Annotated in this window: 16 protein-coding genes and 2 pseudogenes; 8 read left to right on the forward strand and 10 right to left on the reverse strand. The window is 65.2% G+C overall.

From position 1 onward, the window contains the following. Both ACFP2T_RS46675 and istB read left to right on the forward strand, forming a co-directional pair. Positions 1-370, forward strand: a 370-nt coding sequence (locus tag ACFP2T_RS46675; RefSeq protein ID WP_417629223.1) for a Mu transposase domain-containing protein, incomplete at its 5' end; no start/stop codon positions are given. Continuing rightward, the gene (gene istB, locus ACFP2T_RS46680; RefSeq protein ID WP_377434175.1) at positions 370-1,158 is read left to right on the forward strand and encodes an IS21-like element helper ATPase IstB; all 789 of its coding nucleotides are present in this window, start codon (positions 370-372) and stop codon (positions 1,156-1,158) included. The genes ACFP2T_RS46675 and istB, both read left to right, overlap by 1 nt. 904 nt (positions 1,159-2,062) lie before the next feature. Here istB and ACFP2T_RS46685 read toward each other — a convergent pair. Further along, positions 2,063-2,326, reverse strand: coding sequence for a hypothetical protein (locus ACFP2T_RS46685; RefSeq protein ID WP_377434178.1), 264 nt, complete (start codon positions 2,324-2,326; stop codon positions 2,063-2,065). 805 nt (positions 2,327-3,131) lie between these two features. Between ACFP2T_RS46685 and ACFP2T_RS46690 the strand changes: the two are divergent. Beyond that, positions 3,132-3,374, forward strand: a pseudogene (locus tag ACFP2T_RS46690) (ATPase, T2SS/T4P/T4SS family); the annotation flags it as partial. A 20-nt stretch (positions 3,375-3,394) separates the two neighbouring features. On the opposite strand, the gene ACFP2T_RS46695 reads toward ACFP2T_RS46690, so the two are convergent. Continuing rightward, entirely contained in the window at positions 3,395-3,985 is a 591-nt protein-coding gene (locus ACFP2T_RS46695; protein ID WP_377434180.1) for a hypothetical protein, read from the reverse strand. A gap of 711 nt (positions 3,986-4,696) precedes the next feature. Between ACFP2T_RS46695 and ACFP2T_RS46700 the strand changes: the two genes are divergently transcribed. Together ACFP2T_RS46700 and ACFP2T_RS46705 are read left to right on the forward strand one after the other, a co-directional pair. Next, positions 4,697-5,077 (forward strand): hypothetical protein, encoded by a 381-nt coding sequence (locus ACFP2T_RS46700; RefSeq protein ID WP_377434183.1) that lies wholly within the window; start codon positions 4,697-4,699, stop codon positions 5,075-5,077. Positions 5,078-5,322: 245 nt separating this feature from the next. Continuing rightward, positions 5,323-6,693, forward strand: coding sequence for a hypothetical protein (locus tag ACFP2T_RS46705; RefSeq protein ID WP_377434186.1), 1,371 nt, complete (start codon positions 5,323-5,325; stop codon positions 6,691-6,693). A gap of 272 nt (positions 6,694-6,965) precedes the next feature. Here ACFP2T_RS46705 and ACFP2T_RS46710 read toward each other — a convergent pair whose 3' ends face one another. The 3 genes from ACFP2T_RS46710 to ACFP2T_RS46720 form a co-directional block, all read right to left on the reverse strand. Further along, positions 6,966-9,944: a tetratricopeptide repeat protein gene (locus tag ACFP2T_RS46710; protein WP_377434189.1), complete on the reverse strand. Its 2,979-nt coding sequence runs from the start codon at positions 9,942-9,944 to the stop codon at positions 6,966-6,968. Between the two features lie 1,331 nt (positions 9,945-11,275). Then, entirely contained in the window at positions 11,276-12,097 is an 822-nt protein-coding gene (locus ACFP2T_RS46715; protein WP_377434191.1) for an SAM-dependent methyltransferase, read from the reverse strand. A 52-nt stretch (positions 12,098-12,149) separates the two neighbouring features. Next, positions 12,150-12,458 carry a hypothetical protein gene (locus tag ACFP2T_RS46720; RefSeq protein ID WP_377434193.1) on the reverse strand — a complete coding sequence of 103 codons (309 nt, stop codon included), beginning with the start codon at positions 12,456-12,458 and terminating at the stop codon, positions 12,150-12,152. A 24-nt stretch (positions 12,459-12,482) separates the two neighbouring features. Between ACFP2T_RS46720 and ACFP2T_RS46725 the strand changes: the two genes are divergently transcribed. Then, entirely contained in the window at positions 12,483-13,070 is a 588-nt protein-coding gene (locus ACFP2T_RS46725) for a DDE-type integrase/transposase/recombinase (protein WP_377434242.1), read from the forward strand. A gap of 58 nt (positions 13,071-13,128) precedes the next feature. On the opposite strand, the gene ACFP2T_RS46730 is transcribed toward ACFP2T_RS46725, so the two are convergent. Both ACFP2T_RS46730 and ACFP2T_RS46735 read right to left on the reverse strand, forming a co-directional pair. Further along, entirely contained in the window at positions 13,129-13,623 is a 495-nt protein-coding gene (locus ACFP2T_RS46730) for a hypothetical protein (RefSeq protein WP_377434195.1), read from the reverse strand. A 257-nt stretch (positions 13,624-13,880) separates the two neighbouring features. Further along, a pseudogene (locus ACFP2T_RS46735) lies at positions 13,881-14,228 on the reverse strand (polymorphic toxin-type HINT domain-containing protein); the annotation flags it as partial. 158 nt (positions 14,229-14,386) lie between these two features. Here ACFP2T_RS46735 and ACFP2T_RS46740 point away from each other — a divergent pair. After that, entirely contained in the window at positions 14,387-14,623 is a 237-nt protein-coding gene (locus ACFP2T_RS46740; RefSeq protein WP_377434198.1) for a hypothetical protein, read from the forward strand. Between the two features lie 349 nt (positions 14,624-14,972). Here the strand turns inward: ACFP2T_RS46740 and ACFP2T_RS46745 are convergent, their stop codons facing one another. From ACFP2T_RS46745 to ACFP2T_RS46755, 3 genes are all read right to left on the reverse strand, one after another. Continuing rightward, positions 14,973-15,284, reverse strand: coding sequence for a hypothetical protein (locus tag ACFP2T_RS46745; protein WP_377434200.1), 312 nt, complete (start codon positions 15,282-15,284; stop codon positions 14,973-14,975). A gap of 516 nt (positions 15,285-15,800) precedes the next feature. Beyond that, on the reverse strand, positions 15,801-16,070 hold the full coding sequence (locus tag ACFP2T_RS46750) for a hypothetical protein (RefSeq protein WP_377434203.1): 270 nt from the start codon (positions 16,068-16,070) through the stop codon (positions 15,801-15,803). Between the two features lie 455 nt (positions 16,071-16,525). Continuing rightward, on the reverse strand, positions 16,526-16,717 hold the full coding sequence (locus ACFP2T_RS46755; protein ID WP_377434205.1) for a hypothetical protein: 192 nt from the start codon (positions 16,715-16,717) through the stop codon (positions 16,526-16,528). A 634-nt stretch (positions 16,718-17,351) separates the two neighbouring features. On the opposite strand from ACFP2T_RS46755, the gene ACFP2T_RS46760 reads away from it, so the two are divergent. Continuing rightward, the gene (locus ACFP2T_RS46760; RefSeq protein ID WP_377434208.1) at positions 17,352-18,527 is read left to right on the forward strand and encodes a tyrosine-type recombinase/integrase; all 1,176 of its coding nucleotides are present in this window, start codon (positions 17,352-17,354) and stop codon (positions 18,525-18,527) included. Positions 18,528-18,886 lie beyond the last annotated feature (359 nt).

The following is an 18,886-nucleotide window of genomic DNA, read 5'->3' on the forward strand; positions in this document are numbered from 1 at the left end:
GGTCTGTTTGCCGCCGGTGCCGCCGGTCACCGGCTGGCGGTTGTCGACCCGGCTGCCCCGGGACCACTACGTCCGGGTGGACGCCAACGACTATTCGGTGGATCCGGCGGTGGTCGGTCGACGGGTCGACATCACAGCCGACGCCGACCAGGTCAACGTGTCCTGCGACGGACGGCCGGTCGCCTCACACGACAGGTGTTGGGCCGCTGGTCAGACCATCACCGACCCGGTCCACCGCGACGCGGCGGCCCGGCTGCGGCAGGCCCACCGTCTGGCATCTGTCAGGCCGGTCGTCACCGAGGTGCAACACCGGACCCTCACCGACTACGACCGCGTGTTCGGTATCGAGATTGAGGAGGTGATGGCCTGATGCCCGTCAAGACCAGCCGGAACGTGGCCTCGGAGCTCGCGTTCCTCACCCGGGCGTTGAAAGCCCCATCCCTGGCCGCCTCGGTCGAACGTCTCGCCGAACGCGCCCGTGCGGAGTCCTGGACGTTCGAGGAGTTCCTCGCTGCCTGCCTGCAACGCGAGGTCGCCGCCCGGGAGGCTCACGGCGGTGAGGGCCGTATCCGCACCGCGAGGTTCCCTGCCCGCAAGAGCCTGGAGGAGTTCGACTTCGACCACCAACGCTCCTTGAAGCGGGAGACGATCGCCCACCTCGGCACCCTCGACTTCATCACCGGCCGCGAGAACGTTGTCTTCCTCGGCCCGCCCGGCACCGGCAAGACCCACCTGTCCATCGGCCTCGGGATCCGGGCCTGCCAGGCCGGGCACCGGGTCGCGTTCGCCACCGCCGCGCAGTGGGTGTCCCGCCTCGCCGACGCCCACCACGCCGGCCGCCTCCAGGACGAACTGGTCAAACTCGGCCGGATCCCGCTGCTGATCGTCGACGAGGTCGGCTACATCCCGTTCGAAGCCGAAGCCGCGAACCTGTTCTTCCAACTCGTGTCCAACCGCTACGAACGCGCCAGTCTGATCGTCACCAGCAACAAGCCCTTCGGCCGCTGGGGCGAGGTCTTCGGCGACGACGTCGTCGCCGCAGCCATGATCGACCGCCTCGTCCACCACGCCGAGGTCATCTCCATGAAGGGAGACAGCTACAGACTCAAGGACCGCGACCTCGGCCGCGTCCCAGCGGCTACAAAGACCGACAACTAGGTAAGGTCAAACACGGGCAAGGGGTCCAAATTCAGACGCCCCAGCAGGGTCCAGATTCAAGCGCCGACGACACCCGCGCCGTCTGGCAGTGCCGGCACGTCCCGTCGTTGTCGAGGCTGCTTCCCGCCCTCACCCGCGTCTCCGGAGTCAGGCTGCCTCCCACTTCAAACGGCCCGCTACGACAGGCCGCTGGCGGAGTCCTTCCACCTCCGCTCGGTCAAGCTGTACTTCCTGGCGCACCCGGTGGTCGTTGAAATGGTTGACGTACTCGCCGACTACGGTCAGCGCAGGCCAGCAACGTCGCCGGTGTGACGATCCGATGTTCCCGCATCTGACGCGGCAGCAGGCGGGTCAGGGCCGACAGGACCGCCCGGTCCGGCCAGGACAGCCGCGGCCGGCCCCGAACCCGCCGACGGAGCACCGCTACCTCATGCCTCAGCACGAGGACCTCGATCAGCAACGCTCTGTCGCCGCGGATCAACAACCCCAGACCGTTGAACAGGCGGATAATCCCCAGGTACAGCAACCGCACGACCATACGGACGATCATCAATCAGGTCGAGAACTCCCAGCTCACAGCATGTGCGGCGAGTTGTGGCACGGTACAGGGGCATGCGCAACCAGTAGGTCGATGTACTGCTCGTCGTCGGCTGACAAAACCGGCGAGTGGGGCTCGCGAGGTTGGGCCAGGTAGCAGTCGGCGGCGAGCAGGCAGCGGCTGATGTGCTCAACGGCGGTCACAACTTGTTCAACGAGTCGTGTACGGGTTACAACACCTGAAGTCGCGGTGACCGGAGAGGGCTACCGCTGAACCTTCCGCGCGATCAATAACCTGGCAGTCAAAGTGCGGGGGTAGGAGACCACTCCCCCGCACTTTGATCATGTCGTGCAGTCGACGCTAGGGTCAGTGGCGCCGCCACACGTAGACCAGCACAACTGCGGTGACGACGGTGAAGATCCCGCCGACTACGCCGATCGCCCACTTGGCGGTGCCACCACCGCCCACCACGGCGTCGATCGTCGCGATCGTCGCGACAGTCCCGCAGATGGTGGTGGCCGTAACCAAGGCTGCTTTGACGACTCCGGGAGTGTGCGGATCGTTGTGGGATTGGTTACGACATGCCTGATGATCATGGACGTTGTCGTCTGGGCTGGCTAGTGTGCCCACGTTCCTGCTTCCTTACTGACTTGACGGTTGGGGGACGGGAGCAAGGACAGAGACCCCTGTTCCAGCAGGTGTCCTGTCGCGGAAGCGGCTGTCACTCGGTTAGAGCGGCAGTCGCTTCCGCATGGTCGGTACGCCATCGGTGTCGGCGTGCGAAGTCAGACCGTAAACCGCGCGACGACCTTGCGTGTGAGCGATGTGTTTGCACTGTGAGGAAGTCAACGTCCAGAGTGTGTATGCCGGGATAAGTCGGAAAAATCGTTAAGGTCGGGCGCTGTCATCCGCACCGGTTCTGTGATCAAGCTCTGGCCAGCCAAAACGGAAGCGGGACGTTCAGCGGGAACGACTCGTGCCCTGTGAAGGGGGGACAAGGCAGCGCGTACCGCCAGTGCCAACCAGGACGGAGTGAGGGGCGCCCGCAGCAACGAACAGGACCTTAACTACCGCCGGGCCGTACCAACTTCCCGCCCGCGGTTGACGGGAATCTGCGATGTGCATGGAGCCGGGGCGCCCCCTGGATACCCGTCCCAATGTTCCAACCTCCCTTGTTTGACACCAGATCGCGAGGTAGACCGGAACACCAGCCAGCCTGTTCGAGCAGGTAACGGCTGATGGTAGGGCGTTTACTGATCTTCCGGTGACCGCCCCACTCTGATCCGTGAGGCATTATGCGGGTAGTCCTGACGCGACTTCATCACTCCTGGCAATGCTCGCTGTGAATGACCATGAGGGCCGGTCTCATCTCATCCAACGCACGTCGATCTGGCCCCTGAACAGGGAGAACTGATGTAGTACATCTCGCAGGTTCGGGAGGACGACGCTGCTGAACACCCGGCTGGGCCTGGTGCCGCCGACCGAGCGGATCGTGCTGGTTGAGGACGCCGCCGAGTTGCGACCGCTGCACTCGCACGTCGTCAGCCTTCGGGCCCAGACCCCGAATGTGAAGGGGGGTTCGGTCGGGCTGAGCGACCCGGTCCGGCAGGCGCTGCGGATGGAGCCCGACCGGTTGGTGGTGGGCGAGCGCCGGGGAGCCGAGGCCTTCGACCTCATGTAGCGGTCCCGTAGCTCCGGTCACGGCACCGGCACAGCGGTCCACTCCGGGCGCCCCTCCCAGCGCACCCACAGCTCGTCGGGCTTCGGGTGACCCCATGCGGGGAGTAGCAGAAACTTGGCTGTCTCGTTCGGTGCTACCTCGGTGTAGAGGACGTCCATCCTGCGTCCGCAGGCGATCCGGGAGTCGTCGATCTCGACGTTGCGCGCGGTATCCGTGCCGATGTTCCGCAGTAGGTACGTGTTCTTCGACTTGTGCTCGACCCACCAGGCCACGTACGGAGGCTTCGGTCCCGTCAGTGCCTCCGTCACCGGCTCCGTGTCGGCCCACGCGTTGGAGCGGGCGGCGCCCTCCTCGGCGAGCCTGAGCGCCGCCTCGGCGAGTTCGACCTGACGCTCGGCGGCGGCTGCCTGCCTCACCGCAGCCTGTGCCGAGACCTTCGCAGCGCTGGCCGCTTCCGTAGAAGCCTCGGCGGACGTCGTGGAGGCGTCGGCCGATCTCTTGGAGTGCTTTAACGCACGCAGGGCGATGGCGCCAGCGATCAATGAGAGGGCGGCCGCAATCCAAGCGGGCGGGTCGGCCCAGTCGATGGTGCCCCAGTCGATCGTCACGCGTCGAGTATGGCGTCGTCGGACAAGTCGAGTTGTCTCGCCAACCTGGCTCGGCACGCAGCGGGCAAAACGGAAGTCTCATACCGATCTATATTTATCGAATAGTCATTCAAAAGCGAGTAGATCTATGACAATGGGAGAACGCTCCCAGCGCGGGCGCACACCGATTGGAGATGGCCGCGTGCTCGTCTCGCTCGGCGTGAGGGTCCTGCCCGACGGATTTGCCGCACTGAAGACGAAATTCAGCGTCGTGACCTCGAACCGCGCGGAGAGCCCCTACGGTGCTGAGAGGACACGTGGGCCTGAAGGTCCGTTGACCGCCCGCATCGAGCGGGTGCAGGGGCATCTCAAGCTGCGGATCGGCCGCGCATCCCACGCAAGGTAAAGCGCCGCATGCGGTGGACACTGCACATCATCTCGAAGTTTGGTTACGATGCCTACATGACGGAGTTCGGAGGCGAGGCTGCCTATGAGCTGCACCGGCGGCTATTGGGCTCGGCTTGCTATATCCCCGCCGTTGAGCCGGACGTGGGCTACCCGCTGTTGCGAGCCTTCGATGAAGGCTCCCCCGTCCCAGTATATTTCCTCTCGTGATTACGGGTGGCTCGATAATTCATGGTGATAGCGCTACGGTCGCTCCATGCCGCCCAAACCGAAGAGGCGCCAGCGTTCTCGTGGCGAGATTGAACCTTGCCGAGCGGCTCACTCCGAGTGCGGGTCTATTCCGGCATTGATCCGGTCTCCCGAAAGCGGCACTACCTTGTTGAGAGCGTCCCGGCCGGACCTACGGCCGCGCATGAACATGAAGCCGAGCGGATCCGCACCCGGCTGCTGAACCAGGTTGACGAGAAGCGCAACACGCACACGAAGGCCACGGTCAACCAGCTCGTGGACCGGAACCTGGAGGTGCTCGATGTCGAGCCCACGACCCGGGTCACGTACGAGGGTTACGAACGCAACCATGTGCGCCCGTCGCTCGGGGAACTGGCTGTTGGCCGCCTCGACGGGAAAATCCTCGATTCGTTCTACGCGCCGCTGCGTACCTGTCGGACGCACTGCCGCGGGCGCAAGGACATCGATCACCGCGCCTAGGCCGAGCACGAGTGCGATTCGTTGCCGACCCCACCAATGCCGACCACTGTCGGACTCCTCTATTCGGCAGATCCACGGCATCGTGAGCGGCGCGTGCAAGCGCGTCCGGCACCGACTCCGAGGCGCGAAGGCCGCGACCGCCGAGCGGGCAGCGACCGGGCATAGAATCGGAAGGACTCACGCAGCCGACAGGAGGTGAAGGCGACCGTGAACCGGCCCGCTGCGAGAGGGCCGGTAGCCGCCACATGAGCACCTACGGTCTGATCAAGGTGGGCCCGCACACGGTGGCACGCATTAGGGAGGGCGAGAAGGGACATCTACTGGCGATTCTGCGCGACGATGCCGAGATCGAACCCGACGATTATGACCTCGCTCAGATTGCCTTTTGCATGCCCGGCTACCAGCTCGCGGACCGGCTCGATGTAATCGGCGTCGACCAGGCCGCAGTGTTCGACGCACTCGCGGACGGGGTTACCCTGAAGAAGGAGTGGGTCGCCGACAACCCGAGGCACAGCGCCGAGAATCCGAGGCAGATGGAACTCGTGGACTCGCACAGGGTCAAGCGTGACCTCCTTGACCACCTCGATGGTCCCACCTGGATCGAAACAACTCGCGCCGCCGCAGCGGCCAGCGATCCTCGCGGCCTCTTCAGGGGCTACGAGACCGACGTTGAATGGCTCCTCGACCTGCTTGACTCGCTGGACTATCGCTACGCGTTGCGACTCGGCCTGCTGGCGTTCCCCGACGAGCAGGTGACGGTGACCCTCTCCGACCGCGGCGAGGGATGGTTGGAAGAGGAATGCGGAACAACAGCATCCGACTCCCTGCTCTTCATGCAGTTGCTAGGCGCCACCTATTCGCCCACCGTCGTGCTTACCGAAGGCCGCACCGATGCTGAGTTCCTCAGTGGCGCGCTGTCAATTTTGTACCCACACTTGACCGACCTGGTGCGGTTCCTAGATTTCGAGACGCGGCCCGACGCCAGCGCATCGGCGCTGGTGAAGTCGATCAAGTCCTTTGCTGCAGCCGGGATCGCCAACCGAATTGTTGCCCTGTTCGATAACGACTCTGCCGCAGCCGACGCCAGACGGGGACTCGATAAAGTGCCGTTGCCTAAAAACATCGTCGTCGGTTGCTACCCCGACCTTCCCATGGCCCGCAACTATCCCACCCTCGGTCCGCCGAGCAGCAATGCCCCAGACGGGGTTCTCGCCGCTTCCGACGTCAACGGGGTCGCCGGCAGTATCGAACTTTACCTCGGTCTCGACGTGCTTCGAGACATGAACGGCAACCTGCGCCCGGTGCAGTGGACGTCATTCTTGGCCGGCGTACAGCGCTATCAGGGCGAGGTGACCGGCAAGGCGTCCATCCAGCAGGCATACCGGGCCAAGGTCGCGGCGGCGCGGCGCAACGGTGGGCGACCTCTGCCGGGCCAGGACTGGTCAGGGCTTGACCTGATCTTGCGCCAGATCATCCTGTGCCGTGCCATAACTCATCGCATCGGCTGTGAGCTGGGATCTCTCAGCTCGGTTGATGACCCCGGGTATGGTCGTGCGGTTGCTGTACCTGGGGATGATCAGCCTGTTCAGCGGGCTGGGGTTGTTGATCCGCAGTGACAGGGTGTTGTTGCTTGTCGAGGTCCTCGCGTTGCGGCATGAGGTGGCGGTGCTGCGCCGCCACGTCTCCGGCCGGCCGCGGTTGTCCTGGCCGGACCGGGCGATCTTGTCGGCCCTGGCCCGCCTGCTACCCCGCCGGATACGGGCGCATCGGATCGTCGCCCCAGCGACGTTGTTGGCCTGGCACCGGCGGCTGGTGCGACGCCACTGGACCTATCCGAACATGGATCAAGCCGACCCGCCGTCAACAACGCTCACGGTCACCACTACAACTAGAGCCCGCTCGATGGGGAACCATCGTCGGCGAGTCCCAGTCGCCGGATACGGTCCATACCAGCTTGGTCACCGGTCCGGCCCCGCAACCGGGCTAGGTCCCCCAGCACGTAGATGTTGCCGCGGTTCACGGCCCGCCGGTACAGCGTCTCGGCGCCGGGATGGTCACCAGCTCGCTCCCGTAGGCGGGCCAAGTGCCTCAGAGCGGTGATATCGCCACGGTCGGCAGCCTGCATAGCTAGGGCCTCGGCGTTGCCGTGGTCACCCGCTCGCTCTCGCAGGCGAGCTAGGTGTCCCAGCGCGATGGTGTCGCCACGGTCAGCAGCCTGCCGGTACAGACCTTCAGCGCCAAGGTCATCACCGGCCTGCTTCCGCAGCCACGCGAGGTGCCCCAGAGCAACAGCATCACCACGGTCAGCAGCCTGCCGGTACAGACCTTCAGCGCCAAGGTCATCACCGGCCTGCTCCCGCAGCCACGCGAGATGCCTCAGCGCCGTGCTGTTACCGCGGTCGGCAGCGTCCACGGCTAGAGCTTCGGCGCCGGGATGATCACCAGACTGCTCCCGTAGCCATGCCAGACGCCGCAGCGCGGAGGTGTCGCCACGGTCAGCAGCCTGCCGGTACAGACCTTCAGCGCCAAGGTCATCACCGGCCTGCTCCCGCAGCCACGCGAGATGCCTCAACGGCGAGGCATTGTCATGTTCGATCGCCTGCCGATACAGCAGCTCAGCGCCGGAGTGGTCACCAGACTGCTCCCGCAGCCGGGCCAGATTCAGCAACGCGGAGATGTTCCCCCGCTGAGCAGCCTGCACCGCTACCGCCTCAGCACCGCAACGATCACCAGCCTGCTCCCGCAGCAAGGCCAGTCTCAAAAGCGCGTAGACGTTGCCACGGTCAGCAGCCTGCGCGGCTAGCGCATCTGCGCCAGATTGGTCTCCAGCCTGTTCCCGTAGCCGGATCAGGTCCGCCAGCGCGTAGGTATTGCCACGTTCGACTGCCTGCCCATACAGCGCTTCGGCGCCGGAGTGGTCACCAGACTGCTCCCGCAGCCGGGCCAGATTCAGCAACGCGGAGATGTTCCCCCGCTCAGCAGCCTGCACCGCTACCGCCTCAGCACCGCAACGATCACCAGCCTGCTCCCGCAGCAAGGCCAGTCTCAAAAGCGCGTAGACATTGCCACGGTCGACGGCCTTCCCGTACAGAGTCTCGGCGCCAGTGTGGTCGCCGGCCTGCTCCCGTAGTCGGGCCAGGCGCCCCAGTGCAGAGATGTCACCGCAGTCGGCAGCCTGCACGGCTAGGGCTTCTGCGTCGAGGTGGTCTCCGGCCTGCTCCAGTAGCCGGACCACATCCCCCAGAACAGAGATGTCGCCCTGCTCGGCGGCCCGCCGGTACAACAGGGTCGCCCGGTGGTATCGGCCCCGTTGCTCGGCCTGCTTGCCAAGGGTACGTAGGATTTGCGGGTCGGTAACGGTGGCAGCGATGGCGAGCCAGAAAGCCGCAGGCGGGAACACCCCAGCACGCTCGTTGCGGCCGATCTGTTCGAGGTAGTCGGCAAGTCGGTAGTGCGGCTGGCCTCCCGGTGTGGGTTCACCGACCCGGGAACGAATGGGGGTCAGCGGTCCGGGCACACCGTGGCAAGGTGTTGCGCTATGGGCGAGGGCTGCTTCGAGCCAGTCGTCGCCGGCTTGCTGCCAATCGTGTTCGCTGAGGTATCCGGGGGCGGCCTGCTCCAGCAGGGTACGGGGGATAGCTAGGGGGTGACCGAGACGTCGAGCGTCGATCGCGGTGTGGATGACCGCCCGGGCCGACGGTGGGGCATTTCGGTAGCGCTGCAGCAATTCCGGCACACCGGCCAAGTGCTGAGTGATGCGACCGTTATCGGCGTGCTTGGCGGCGTGCCGCATCCGTGGATCGTTGTCCGCCTTCTCAGCTAGGGCTTGCATGTCGATACTGGTGAAGCTGTCCGGCACCGCAATGTCGGTCCCGGACAGCAGGTCACGGGCCTGCGCGAACGGGTCTTGGTCATCCGCCCCGGGCCGCGTGGTCAACCTTGCCCAGTACTGCGGCCACATGGTGGCCATGACCAGCGTCGGGGCGCGGTCCGCGTCATCGAGCAGGGTCCGCAACTTTGCGCTGATGCGTTCTCCAAGGGCCGGATCGGCGGTAAGCAGGTAGTGCTGTGCCTCGTTGAGCCACACCACCGTGTACGGGCCGACCTCGTCCAGTGCCTCGGCCGCGGCGGCCGGCCGGGAGGGATCTATCGGATGCCACAGCCGCCACTGACTCGACAGTCGCCCAATCGATTCCCAACAGGCCCGCGTCTTCCCGGTCGATGACGCTCCAACCAGCGTGACCATCCGACTGGTTCCGGCCGTGGCAGCCGCGATGACCGACTCAACCAGGGCGTCGTGCGCGCGGGGTACATACGGCGGAAGCACCGGCAGACCTCCGCCCCGGCCGGGCACCTCGATCGCCCGGTGTACCTCCAACGCCAGCGGAGTACAGTCCCTGATCAGCTTGCCCAGCCGCGGGAGTGGAGGAGCGGAACGGGCCGCCAGCCACAGCCGGCGAATCTGTTCGACCAGCGCTGTAACGGATTTGCGCACGTCAGGACCAGGTACACCCCCCGCCAGGCGGGTCAACGCCACCGCGACGGCCACCACATCGGACTGATTCGGCGGTATACGCGGGCTGGCAATGATGCGGCTGATCGTGTCGCGCCGCGGCGCGGCGCCGACCAGCGCGTCGGCCTCAGCTTCGGCCTGATCCTGATCGATTGTGCTGGAGCGCAGCAGGCTTACGAGTTCCAGGGCCAGTGTGTCAATCTCGGCCTCGATCTCGTCCAGCGTCGGTGTCTCGGCCCGCAGGTAGAGGTCGTAAATCGCGGCCTTCAGGCTTCGCAGCGGACCAGCCGGTAACGCTGGCGCCTCCAGTGGCCGCGGTCGAACGCGCCCTGTCCGGGTCCTGTCGCTACTCATCGCCGCCCAGCATCCCGCACAGCCCACCAGCGTGTCACCAGGACACCACCCATCGCAACTGAGTGAATCTCTCCACGCCGCTTCCAGCATTGACGAACCGGGGCTGTTCCACCACACAGTCCCTCCGCCCAATGCAAGGGAGCAGACCGTGCCGCAGCACCACGACGAGCCCCGAAACCGACGATGCCCAAGGCTGATCACGGCAGCGACCATGGGCCTCATCGTTGGAGTCGCCCGCGCACTCGTTGACTGGCTCATCCGCCACCTGACATCCGCCACCTGACATCCGCGCCAGTCGGGATACGTTTCAATCGCTACACAGCAGGCGGTGAGGCTTCCCTCAGGGGCCTCCCTCTTGCCTTGTGGGTGGGCGCTGCCTGGAGGGCTCCTAGCGTCGCAAGGAGTACTTCCGATTGGGAAGAGGTCACTTCCACGGCACGAGCCGGGCGGTGACCTCTTCCGAGTTTCGGAAGATGTCAGGTCTCCGCATCGCGCCTGACCCGCGCCTTGATCGAATACCTGCCCTGACCGACGCCTTCGAATCGAAGGCGACAGAGATCATCTCGGCGACTGCTCCCAAATCCGCTCCCAATGAAACGTTCAGCAGGTCAGCCGCTCGTTACCAACCCCACCCCCGCACCTCACTCTGCCAGGAACGATAGACAGCAGTTGAAGTCCGTTCAGCGCCGTTGCGCGCAGTTGTGTCAAGGAACGGACCACAACGCTCTGACCAGCAACGACGCGAGGGGCGCAGTTCGGGCCGGCGACGATACATGCAGGTCAAGGCCATTGAGCGCAGTTCAGCGCCGTTGGGAGCACAGCGCTGCTCCCAATCTGCTCCCCCAAGACCATCCCTCGACGGACGGCCCACCCGGCTCGGATGCATCCAATGCCACCCACCGGGCCCGGGTAGGCGTGGTCACGATCCGGTGCTCCCGCGGCACTCGGGGCAGTAGCCACGTCAGCGCGGACAGCACCGCCCGATCCTGTCGGGGTGCCGAAACTCGGTCATCCCTTGTGAGCTGGGCATTCGTTGAAGGCATACCGCACGTTCGGGTATAGCGTTGAACATGTCAATCTGTGGGCCGACTTCCTTGAACACGTTCAGGTTGATCTCTTCTACTGATTGGCATTGCAGCCAAAACACCAGTTCAGAGGGCATGGCTGAGTTTCGGCACCACACATCGCCGTCTCCTGGCACATCTGACCACCACCGCTCGACCGTTCGATCACATCCATCGGTGGTCATGGTGGCGACGCCGACACCAATATCGCGCCAAACAGGCCCACTACCAGCGAAGACACCGAACCAACCAGCTACGACTGGAGTACTAGCCGAGCCGGCCGACGCCGCCGTACAGCGCCACCTCGGCCGGGCTGGGCCGGAACCCGGGCTCCGTCTCGGCGCGCCAGTCGCTCACCGCGACGATGCCCGGCTCCACCAGTTCGAGGCCGTCGAAGAGGTCGGCGATCTCCGCTCGGCTCCGCGCCCACACGTCGGTCCGGCCGTCGGCGAGCATGGCCTCCTGGATGGCGGCGCCCTCGGGTGGATGGAAGTCCAGGGTGGCGGCGGACACCACCAGGTAGCTACCGGCGGGCAACGCCCCGAGCAGGTGCCGGACGATCGGCGTGGCCGCTCCTGTGCCGTGCACGAAGTGCAGGACCGCGATGAGCATCAGCCCGACCGGTTGGCCCAGGTCGAGGGTCTGCCGAAGTTGCGGGTGCGCGAGGATCTTCTCCGGCTCGCGAAGGTCGGCCTCGAGGTAGGTGGTGGCGCCGCGCGGATCGCCGCTCAGCAGCGCCCGGGCGTGTGACGTCACCATCGGATCGTTGTCGACGTACACGATCTTGGATTCGGGGGCGATGGCCTGGGCCACCTCGTGGATGTTCTCCGCGGTGGGCAGGCCGGTTCCGATGTCGAGGAACTGGCGGATGCCGGCCACCCGGGTGAGGAACCCCGTCGCCCGCTTGAGGAACTCGCGGTTCTGCCGGGCCGCGGTGCGGACCGTCGGGAACGCGGCGGCGATCCGGTCGCCGGACTCCCGGTCCACCGCGAAGTGGTCCTTGCCACCGAGCCAGTAGTTGTATCGCCGGGCGGGATGCGCGGTGGAGGTGTCGAGCCCCATCGCCAGAGCCTCATCACGTCCCGTCATAGACAACCCCTATCAGCTGTGACACCTCTACGATGGACGTCAACCTCGGACGTCAGACCGGCCGCCCGGTCGCCCCGCGACGGCGTGCCGCGGAACCGTCACGATCCTGCGGACACACTATCGGGAGACGGTTTCCGCCGATGTAACGCCGCCGGTGGAACCCCGGCGCGTCTCTGACCTTCACCGACCTCACCGAACCCGCCAGCACCGCCAGCTCGGGGCGGTAGATCTGGCGACGCAGGACCGCGACCTGATGGCGCAGCACGAGTAGCTCGACGTCCTTGGCGCCGTCGCCACGGGCGAACTGGATCAGCATCTGCAGGATTTGGCGGAGTAGGAGATAGACCAACGACGCGCTCATGGTCTCAGATCATCGCTGTCGCCGCTGGCTTGGCGACGCACAAAGCCGCACGTCACGGCACCTAAGTCGACTTTACGAGCGCCACAGGTACGTCTACCCGCGGTCGACCAGCACGGCCAGGTGATCGACGTGCTGGTCTCCGCTCGCCGTGATGCCGCCGCGGCCCGGCGGTTCTTCCAGCCGGCGCTACGGGTGCCGAAGGTGACTCCAAGCGAGGTAGCCACTGACGCCGCCCCGGTCTACCCGGCGGTACTCGACGACCTCATCTCCTCGGCCTGGCACCACGTTGAGCGCTACGCGAACAATCCGATCGAGGCCGATCACAGCCACCTGAAACACCGGTTACGACCGATGCGCGGGTTACGCACTGACCTGACCGCACAAACGATCATCGCCGGGCACGCCTTCATGCGGAACCTTCGCCGGGGCCATTACGAACTTCGCCGTGGACGTCCCCCAGGCAACGGGGATCGCCGCCGCGTTCACCGAACTCACCATAGCGATCTGATCCCAAGCCCGAGATCGGTTCCACCCACCCAAGGAACGGGCAGCGCAACAGCGCCCCCAGACGTAATTTTCGGCAGGTACAACCCCACACCCCGACGATTATAATCACGTGAACTCGCCGAGGCGGCGAGAATTAGGCAACAAGGTCGTACGGGTGGCCAGATCATTCCCCGCCTCGCCGGCCCGGGAAAATCAGATGCTCGCCGAATCTCTGAAGAAATCGCCACTGCTCAGATGGCCTGGAGGAATCTATGAAGATGTCGATTCCGACACCATTGGTGAGGATAATTCCCAGGTCACCATGCCCGGAAAGCGAGATTTCCCTTACTACTATGTGCGGTGATTTCGCAAGGGCTCCGTCAATGGCTTGGGCCCGCACGTCGAACATCGATTGCGACCCACTACCTCCTTTTCCCAACCAGCGCTGGTCGGTGGATCCAAGGACAACGAACCCGTTTCGGGTAAGCCGGAAGGCGCATTGCACGTGCAGGGCGTATTTCGCTCCGCGACTGCCTACCCCCAATTCCGGATCCACATCCGTCAAATCAACACCGAACTCGAATACGCCCATCCCGGCAGCCTGCCCCACGCCAGAAAAGCGCTCACCAATCAGCGCCGATAGCGGTCCCGAGCCTTCAACGGCGTCCGTCATCGACATTTACCGAAGGTGTTGACCGCCTCGCTGACGATCTCGTGATATCCATAGCCCTGTTTCGTGATTTTGTCGTGAACAATGCGACGTTCGGCGGGGCTGAGGGTTCTCCCAATTTTCCTCTCCGCTTCTTGGATAGCATCATCAAATGATTTGTTTTGAGCGGTGTTGGTGCGCGGGGTTCGGTACCCATCGTCATCTACATTACCAGGGTTCCACTCCGGCTTAGGACCCCATCGCGGATCCCAACCATCATCGTCAGGCCCTTGATTGTGGACGAGCACCGGCGCCGTGCCCGCGAGCACGTAGTACGTGTGAATGTCATCGATGGTGAGGTTGTATGCCGTTGCCCAGGCCATCGTCCCGACAAGCAGCCCTTCCGCAGCTACGCGGGCCCCGCCAGGGCTCAGGAGTAGGTCGCCGCGGTTGAGTTGCTGGGCTTGCTGCCATTGCTGGTCGGTGTGGTTCCAGAAGGGATGGTCTTCGGTGGTGGTGATCTTCGTGCCGTCGGCGAGTTCGAGGTCTGCGAGTTGGTCTTGGTGGATCCAGAGGTGGGTGACTTTACGGGGGCCTTGTTTGCCGGTTTCGGGGTCGGTTGCGAGAACGGTGTCCGACTGCAAAGGCGCAACGCGAGGAGGAAGAACGCGCACGGCGGGCTGAGCGGCAAGAGGAAGGCGACCAGGGTCATGGCTCTGCAGCCCCGACGAAACAGCCCGACGGCGGTGGCACGACCCCGACGGCCACGTCCACGACCGCAGCGACGACGGTTGTGAAGAACACGCGGTTCTGGGGCTCACATTCCGTTGATCCTGAACGCTTTTCTCGTGACCTGAACAGACTAAGCAAAGACCTCCTAGCGCTGCTGACCGCACCGGATGGCGTGGACCTAGAGGTACGCGTCGAAATCAGCGCTCGCCGAGCGGAAGGCTTCCCGGACGACACGGTAATGAAGGTGCTGGAGAACCTCGGCCCGCTGAAGGTGGACGGCAAGTTCGAGGACCGATGAATCGCTGCCGGTGACACCGCTGCCCAGGACCATCGACCGGCCGGTTGCACGCGAGCCGAGCACGACTCGACCCTCACGTCGATCAACTCGGCCAGTCCCACAGGCGTTCAGGAGTGCGCTGGCGGGTAGTAGGCGATCCCAGGTCCGCGGCAGCGGCTCGGTCATGGTACGAATGGCCGGCAGGGCGGTCCGGCCGCGAGCGGTGGTCTGGGGCCGGACCGCTGCGGGTGCACATTGCAGCTCGGCTGGGTTATGGACGCTACTCAAGGTCCGCATGCGGGGTAGCCGTGATCGCAACCGTGGCCCGCCAATGCAGGCGTGCGGCGTCATAGGCAGTCGACGCGCAGTGTCATCGCGGAATCCCAGATTCGGGCGTCTCGACGGACCCTTCAGTTGCGATGATCCGATACGCGCATACGTGGGTTTCCTCCGCGTCGACCGCGACGGTGCCAGGCAGGGTACGCAACACGTCCGCGATGGCGTCGCGGTCGTGGTGCGCGGCCAGGTACACGTCGGTGCGGATCGTGCCGTAGAGCCGCCCGCCTTTAGCAACGGTTCGCGACGTGACGCGACGCACGTCGGCGAGCCCGACAGCGCCGAGTGCGGAGCGGACGGCGCGGGCGGCCTGCACGGGCGAGGTGATGCGCGGGTGGTCGGGCATCGTAGTTGTCCTTTCTGGGTACTGGCGGGGCCGTTAAGAGCGCGCTGGGTTAATGGCGAATCACGTGGTCGGGCCCTTTTGGTCGAATCCGCGACACGAAGATCTTGGGACGGACGGCTCTCGGCGGGCCACGCGGAGGTGGCCGGCCGGGGATCACGCCTGCCGGACGAGGATTTAGTAGTGCTTTATACATCAATTCACGTTTCGCCGCATTTATGGCTTTAGAGTGTCGGCGCCCACGGAGTTCCCCACCTGCAGCGGTACCAACGTAATTTCTCACCCGGTCGCTCATGGATCACCCGTTGAAAGGCCGTCGCCGTGGGTCGGGTTGCAGCACGCCGAGACGTCGAGGTCGAACCGCCACAAGAATGGGTCGGTCACATCGTCGGGGATCACGGCGGGCTGGCTGAGCATTCACGAGGCATGGCAGGAGACCTTTCATCGACGAGTCATGTCGTCTGCCGCAGCAGGGCGGACGAACAACGAACACGATCGACGCTCATCTTTGGCCGAAGGTCAAGCCGTCCCGCCTGGGCAGTGTTCCCGCCCGCAAAGCGGAGTTTCGGACGAAGCCCTGTCCAGCCATTCCTCACCAGGGCAAGCGGGGCCGGGCTGCGTCGCACGCACCGCCTCACCGGTACCGGCGACGCCCGTCAGGCGCACGAGGCCGCCCTCCGTGACGAGGTCCCCATCCAACTCGACGACGCCGAACGGCGGATCGTGGCAGGCCGCCTTCGCGGGCACGTCGACCACGTCGATGTCATCTGCGGTCAGCCAGGGGGTCAACGCCGATGGCACCTTCCAACGCCCGAGTCGCGTGCGGCCCAACGGCCGGCGAAGCGACGCAGTTGCCGGTAGCCGTCGCGGTTGACCTCGACGCGGATCGCAGCCATGGGCTGGAGTCGGTTGTCCACCGCGAGTTCAGGAAGCCTTGTGGGATCGATCGCAATGACGCCCGGAGCAGGCGCTGAGGGCGTGACCGGGAGCACGGGCTTCTCCTTGCGGAGCCGGATTGAGGTTCGGGCAAGGAAGGCAGATCAACTTCTGGCTAAACATGCCTTCCTCGAGCCACTCTCGCCGGCGGTTGTGGCCGGGGCGCAGGCCGTTCGAGGCCAGCCCGCGGGAGCAGGTGTTTCCCGAGCGACCTCGACCACAACCTCAGAGATTATGGCTGCAGACCCTCTTGGAGACCTCTCTGCTGCGAAAGCCTTGATGGCATGAAGGAGCGAGGCCCCGCTCCTTCATGCCATCAACGGGTTCTCGATGATCACTCTCTCGCCGGTGGCCTTGTCCACCCCGATGAGATCCAGCGCGAAGCTGCCGACCGGATGCTCCGCCGCCGACAACGCCAGGTCCATACCGAGGGTCTCGCCCAGAACGTCCGCATTCTGCAATAGCGACGGCGTGAAGCCGTGCGCCTCATGGGCCCACACGTCTCTGAGATCGACTCCAGCTTCCCGAGCACTGCTGCGGGGTCGGAGGCAACCATCCCGTAACGCTAACGTCACCCGAGGCAATCTCGTAGCCCGAGCCGTCCGTGTCGGCGCCCGCTTCTCCGTGTCGCGACACGAACAGGTTGCTCACCACAGTCCCAGGGCGCAGTCCATTCCGCTGAAGAAGAGAAACTGTTTCCAGGCCGGCTCGTTGGACGGGGCGGAGGCAGGCACAAATGACCATTCGTACGACTATCTGCAGCGTGACGGCAGTGCTCGCAGTTGGGGCGACGTCGAGCCGAACGCAGCGGCAACCGGAACCCGTCACGTAGGAGGCCCTAGCCCTGTGCCTGACAGATCGATCTTCAAACGCTGCGGCTGTCGTGACACCCGTAGCGGCAAGCTGATCGGCACTCACTGCCTCCAGCTACGGCGCGCCAACGGCTCATGGAGTTCCGAGCACGGCCGCTGGCACTACCGGATCGAACTTCCCCGCGCCATCGACGGGCGCCGTCGGCAACTACGCAGGGGAGGCTTCGACACCCGCGCCGCCGCCGCGACGGAACGCGACCACGCCCGCGCTCTGCTCACTCTCGTAGGCCGCGATCGTACCCGGGGCATCGAGATCGGCGACATGCTCCAGCACGCCGTCCACACCCGCGGGCCCCTGCCTGACGGCGACAACATCCGACAACGACTAGGCGCTCGTGGCTCGCACGCGGACGTCCCCACCGTCGCTGACTACCTGACCACCTGGCTCAGCGGCTTAAAAGTCGATGAGAACACGATCCGCGGCTATGAATCCATAGTGCGCATCCACCTCATCCCCCACCTCGGCAGCATCCCTCTCGACACACTCCGCCCCCACCATCTCAAGGCCATGTTCGCCGCGATCGAACAACGCGGGGCCGAGATACGAACCGCCGAGTCGAGCCCCGACGCGGACGTCAGGGCTAGTGTCCGCCGGGTCCGACCCTGTGGCCCGTCGACTCGCCAACGCATCCGCGCGGCCCTCCGCAAGGCGATCAACGACGCCCTCGCCGAAGAGCTCATCGTCGGCGTCACCAACCCGGCCACGCTCGTCAGAACACCAGCCGACCGTCCGCTGCCCATCGTCTGGGAACCCGAACGCGTCGAGCGCTGGAAAACGACAGGCGAGGTCCCCGGCCCGATCATGGTCTGGACCGAAGAACTTCTCGTCCGCTTCCTCGACCACGCCGCCGAGCACGACCCAGACCTGTATCCCCTCTTCCACTTCATGGCCTACCGCGGCCCCCGCCGCGGCGAGGCCTGCGGCCTGCGCGACGCCGAGGTCCGACTCGGCAGACGGGAGGTCACGATCAACAACCAGATCGCCGTCCATGGCCACACCATCAGGCAGAAACCGCCCAAGAGCAGAGCTGGCAACCGCGACGTCACCTTCGACGCCGACACCGCAGCCGTCCTGACCGCCTATCGCGCCCGCCGCGCGGCCCAACGCCTCGCCGCCGGACCAGCCTGGCCCGACACCGGACTCTTCTTCGTCCGCCCGAACGGACACTCCTGGCATCCCAACCTTGTCACCCAACGATTCCTCAAACTCGTACGCCGAGCCGGACTACCACCCATCCGCCTCCACGACCTCCGCCACGGCGCGGCGACCATCGCCCTCGCCGCCGGCATCGACATCAAAGTCGTCTCGGACCAACTCGGCCACACCACCACCACACTCACCCGCGACACCTACCAGAGTGTCACCAAAGACCTCCACCGGAAGGCAGCCGACGCCGTAGCCGAAAGAATCAGGAGTAGGCGCGGCGAGGCTCTCTGATCGCCCAGTTCGCTGGTTCAGATGACGGGCTCTGACGGGAGTCGGAGTTACCTAGCCGGTCGACGAAGGCCGCTATGGTCTCGTTGGTCGCAACGGTAGTAGCAGGTCAGCCGACTGGAGGCGCGGACGACGCTCCTCCACCCGCGGTGGCGTGCCAGCCAAGTCGCCGAGGGCGACTTGGGTACGGGTGGCGCACGAACCCGGTCAGGTGCGCACAAGCGTCACACCGGGAGCACGGTGTCACCGGTGCCCGTGTTCGGGCCGTTGACGTCCAACCATTGCACCCCCTGCGGTCGATCGGGTCGGCCACCTCAGCCCGGCCCGGCCGGTCCGTTGAGATCCGATGACTCAGCAGGGGC

Origin of the sequence: Plantactinospora solaniradicis (assembly GCF_042658085.1) — a bacterium.
GTDB classification, from domain to species: domain Bacteria; phylum Actinomycetota; class Actinomycetes; order Mycobacteriales; family Micromonosporaceae; genus Plantactinospora; species Plantactinospora solaniradicis.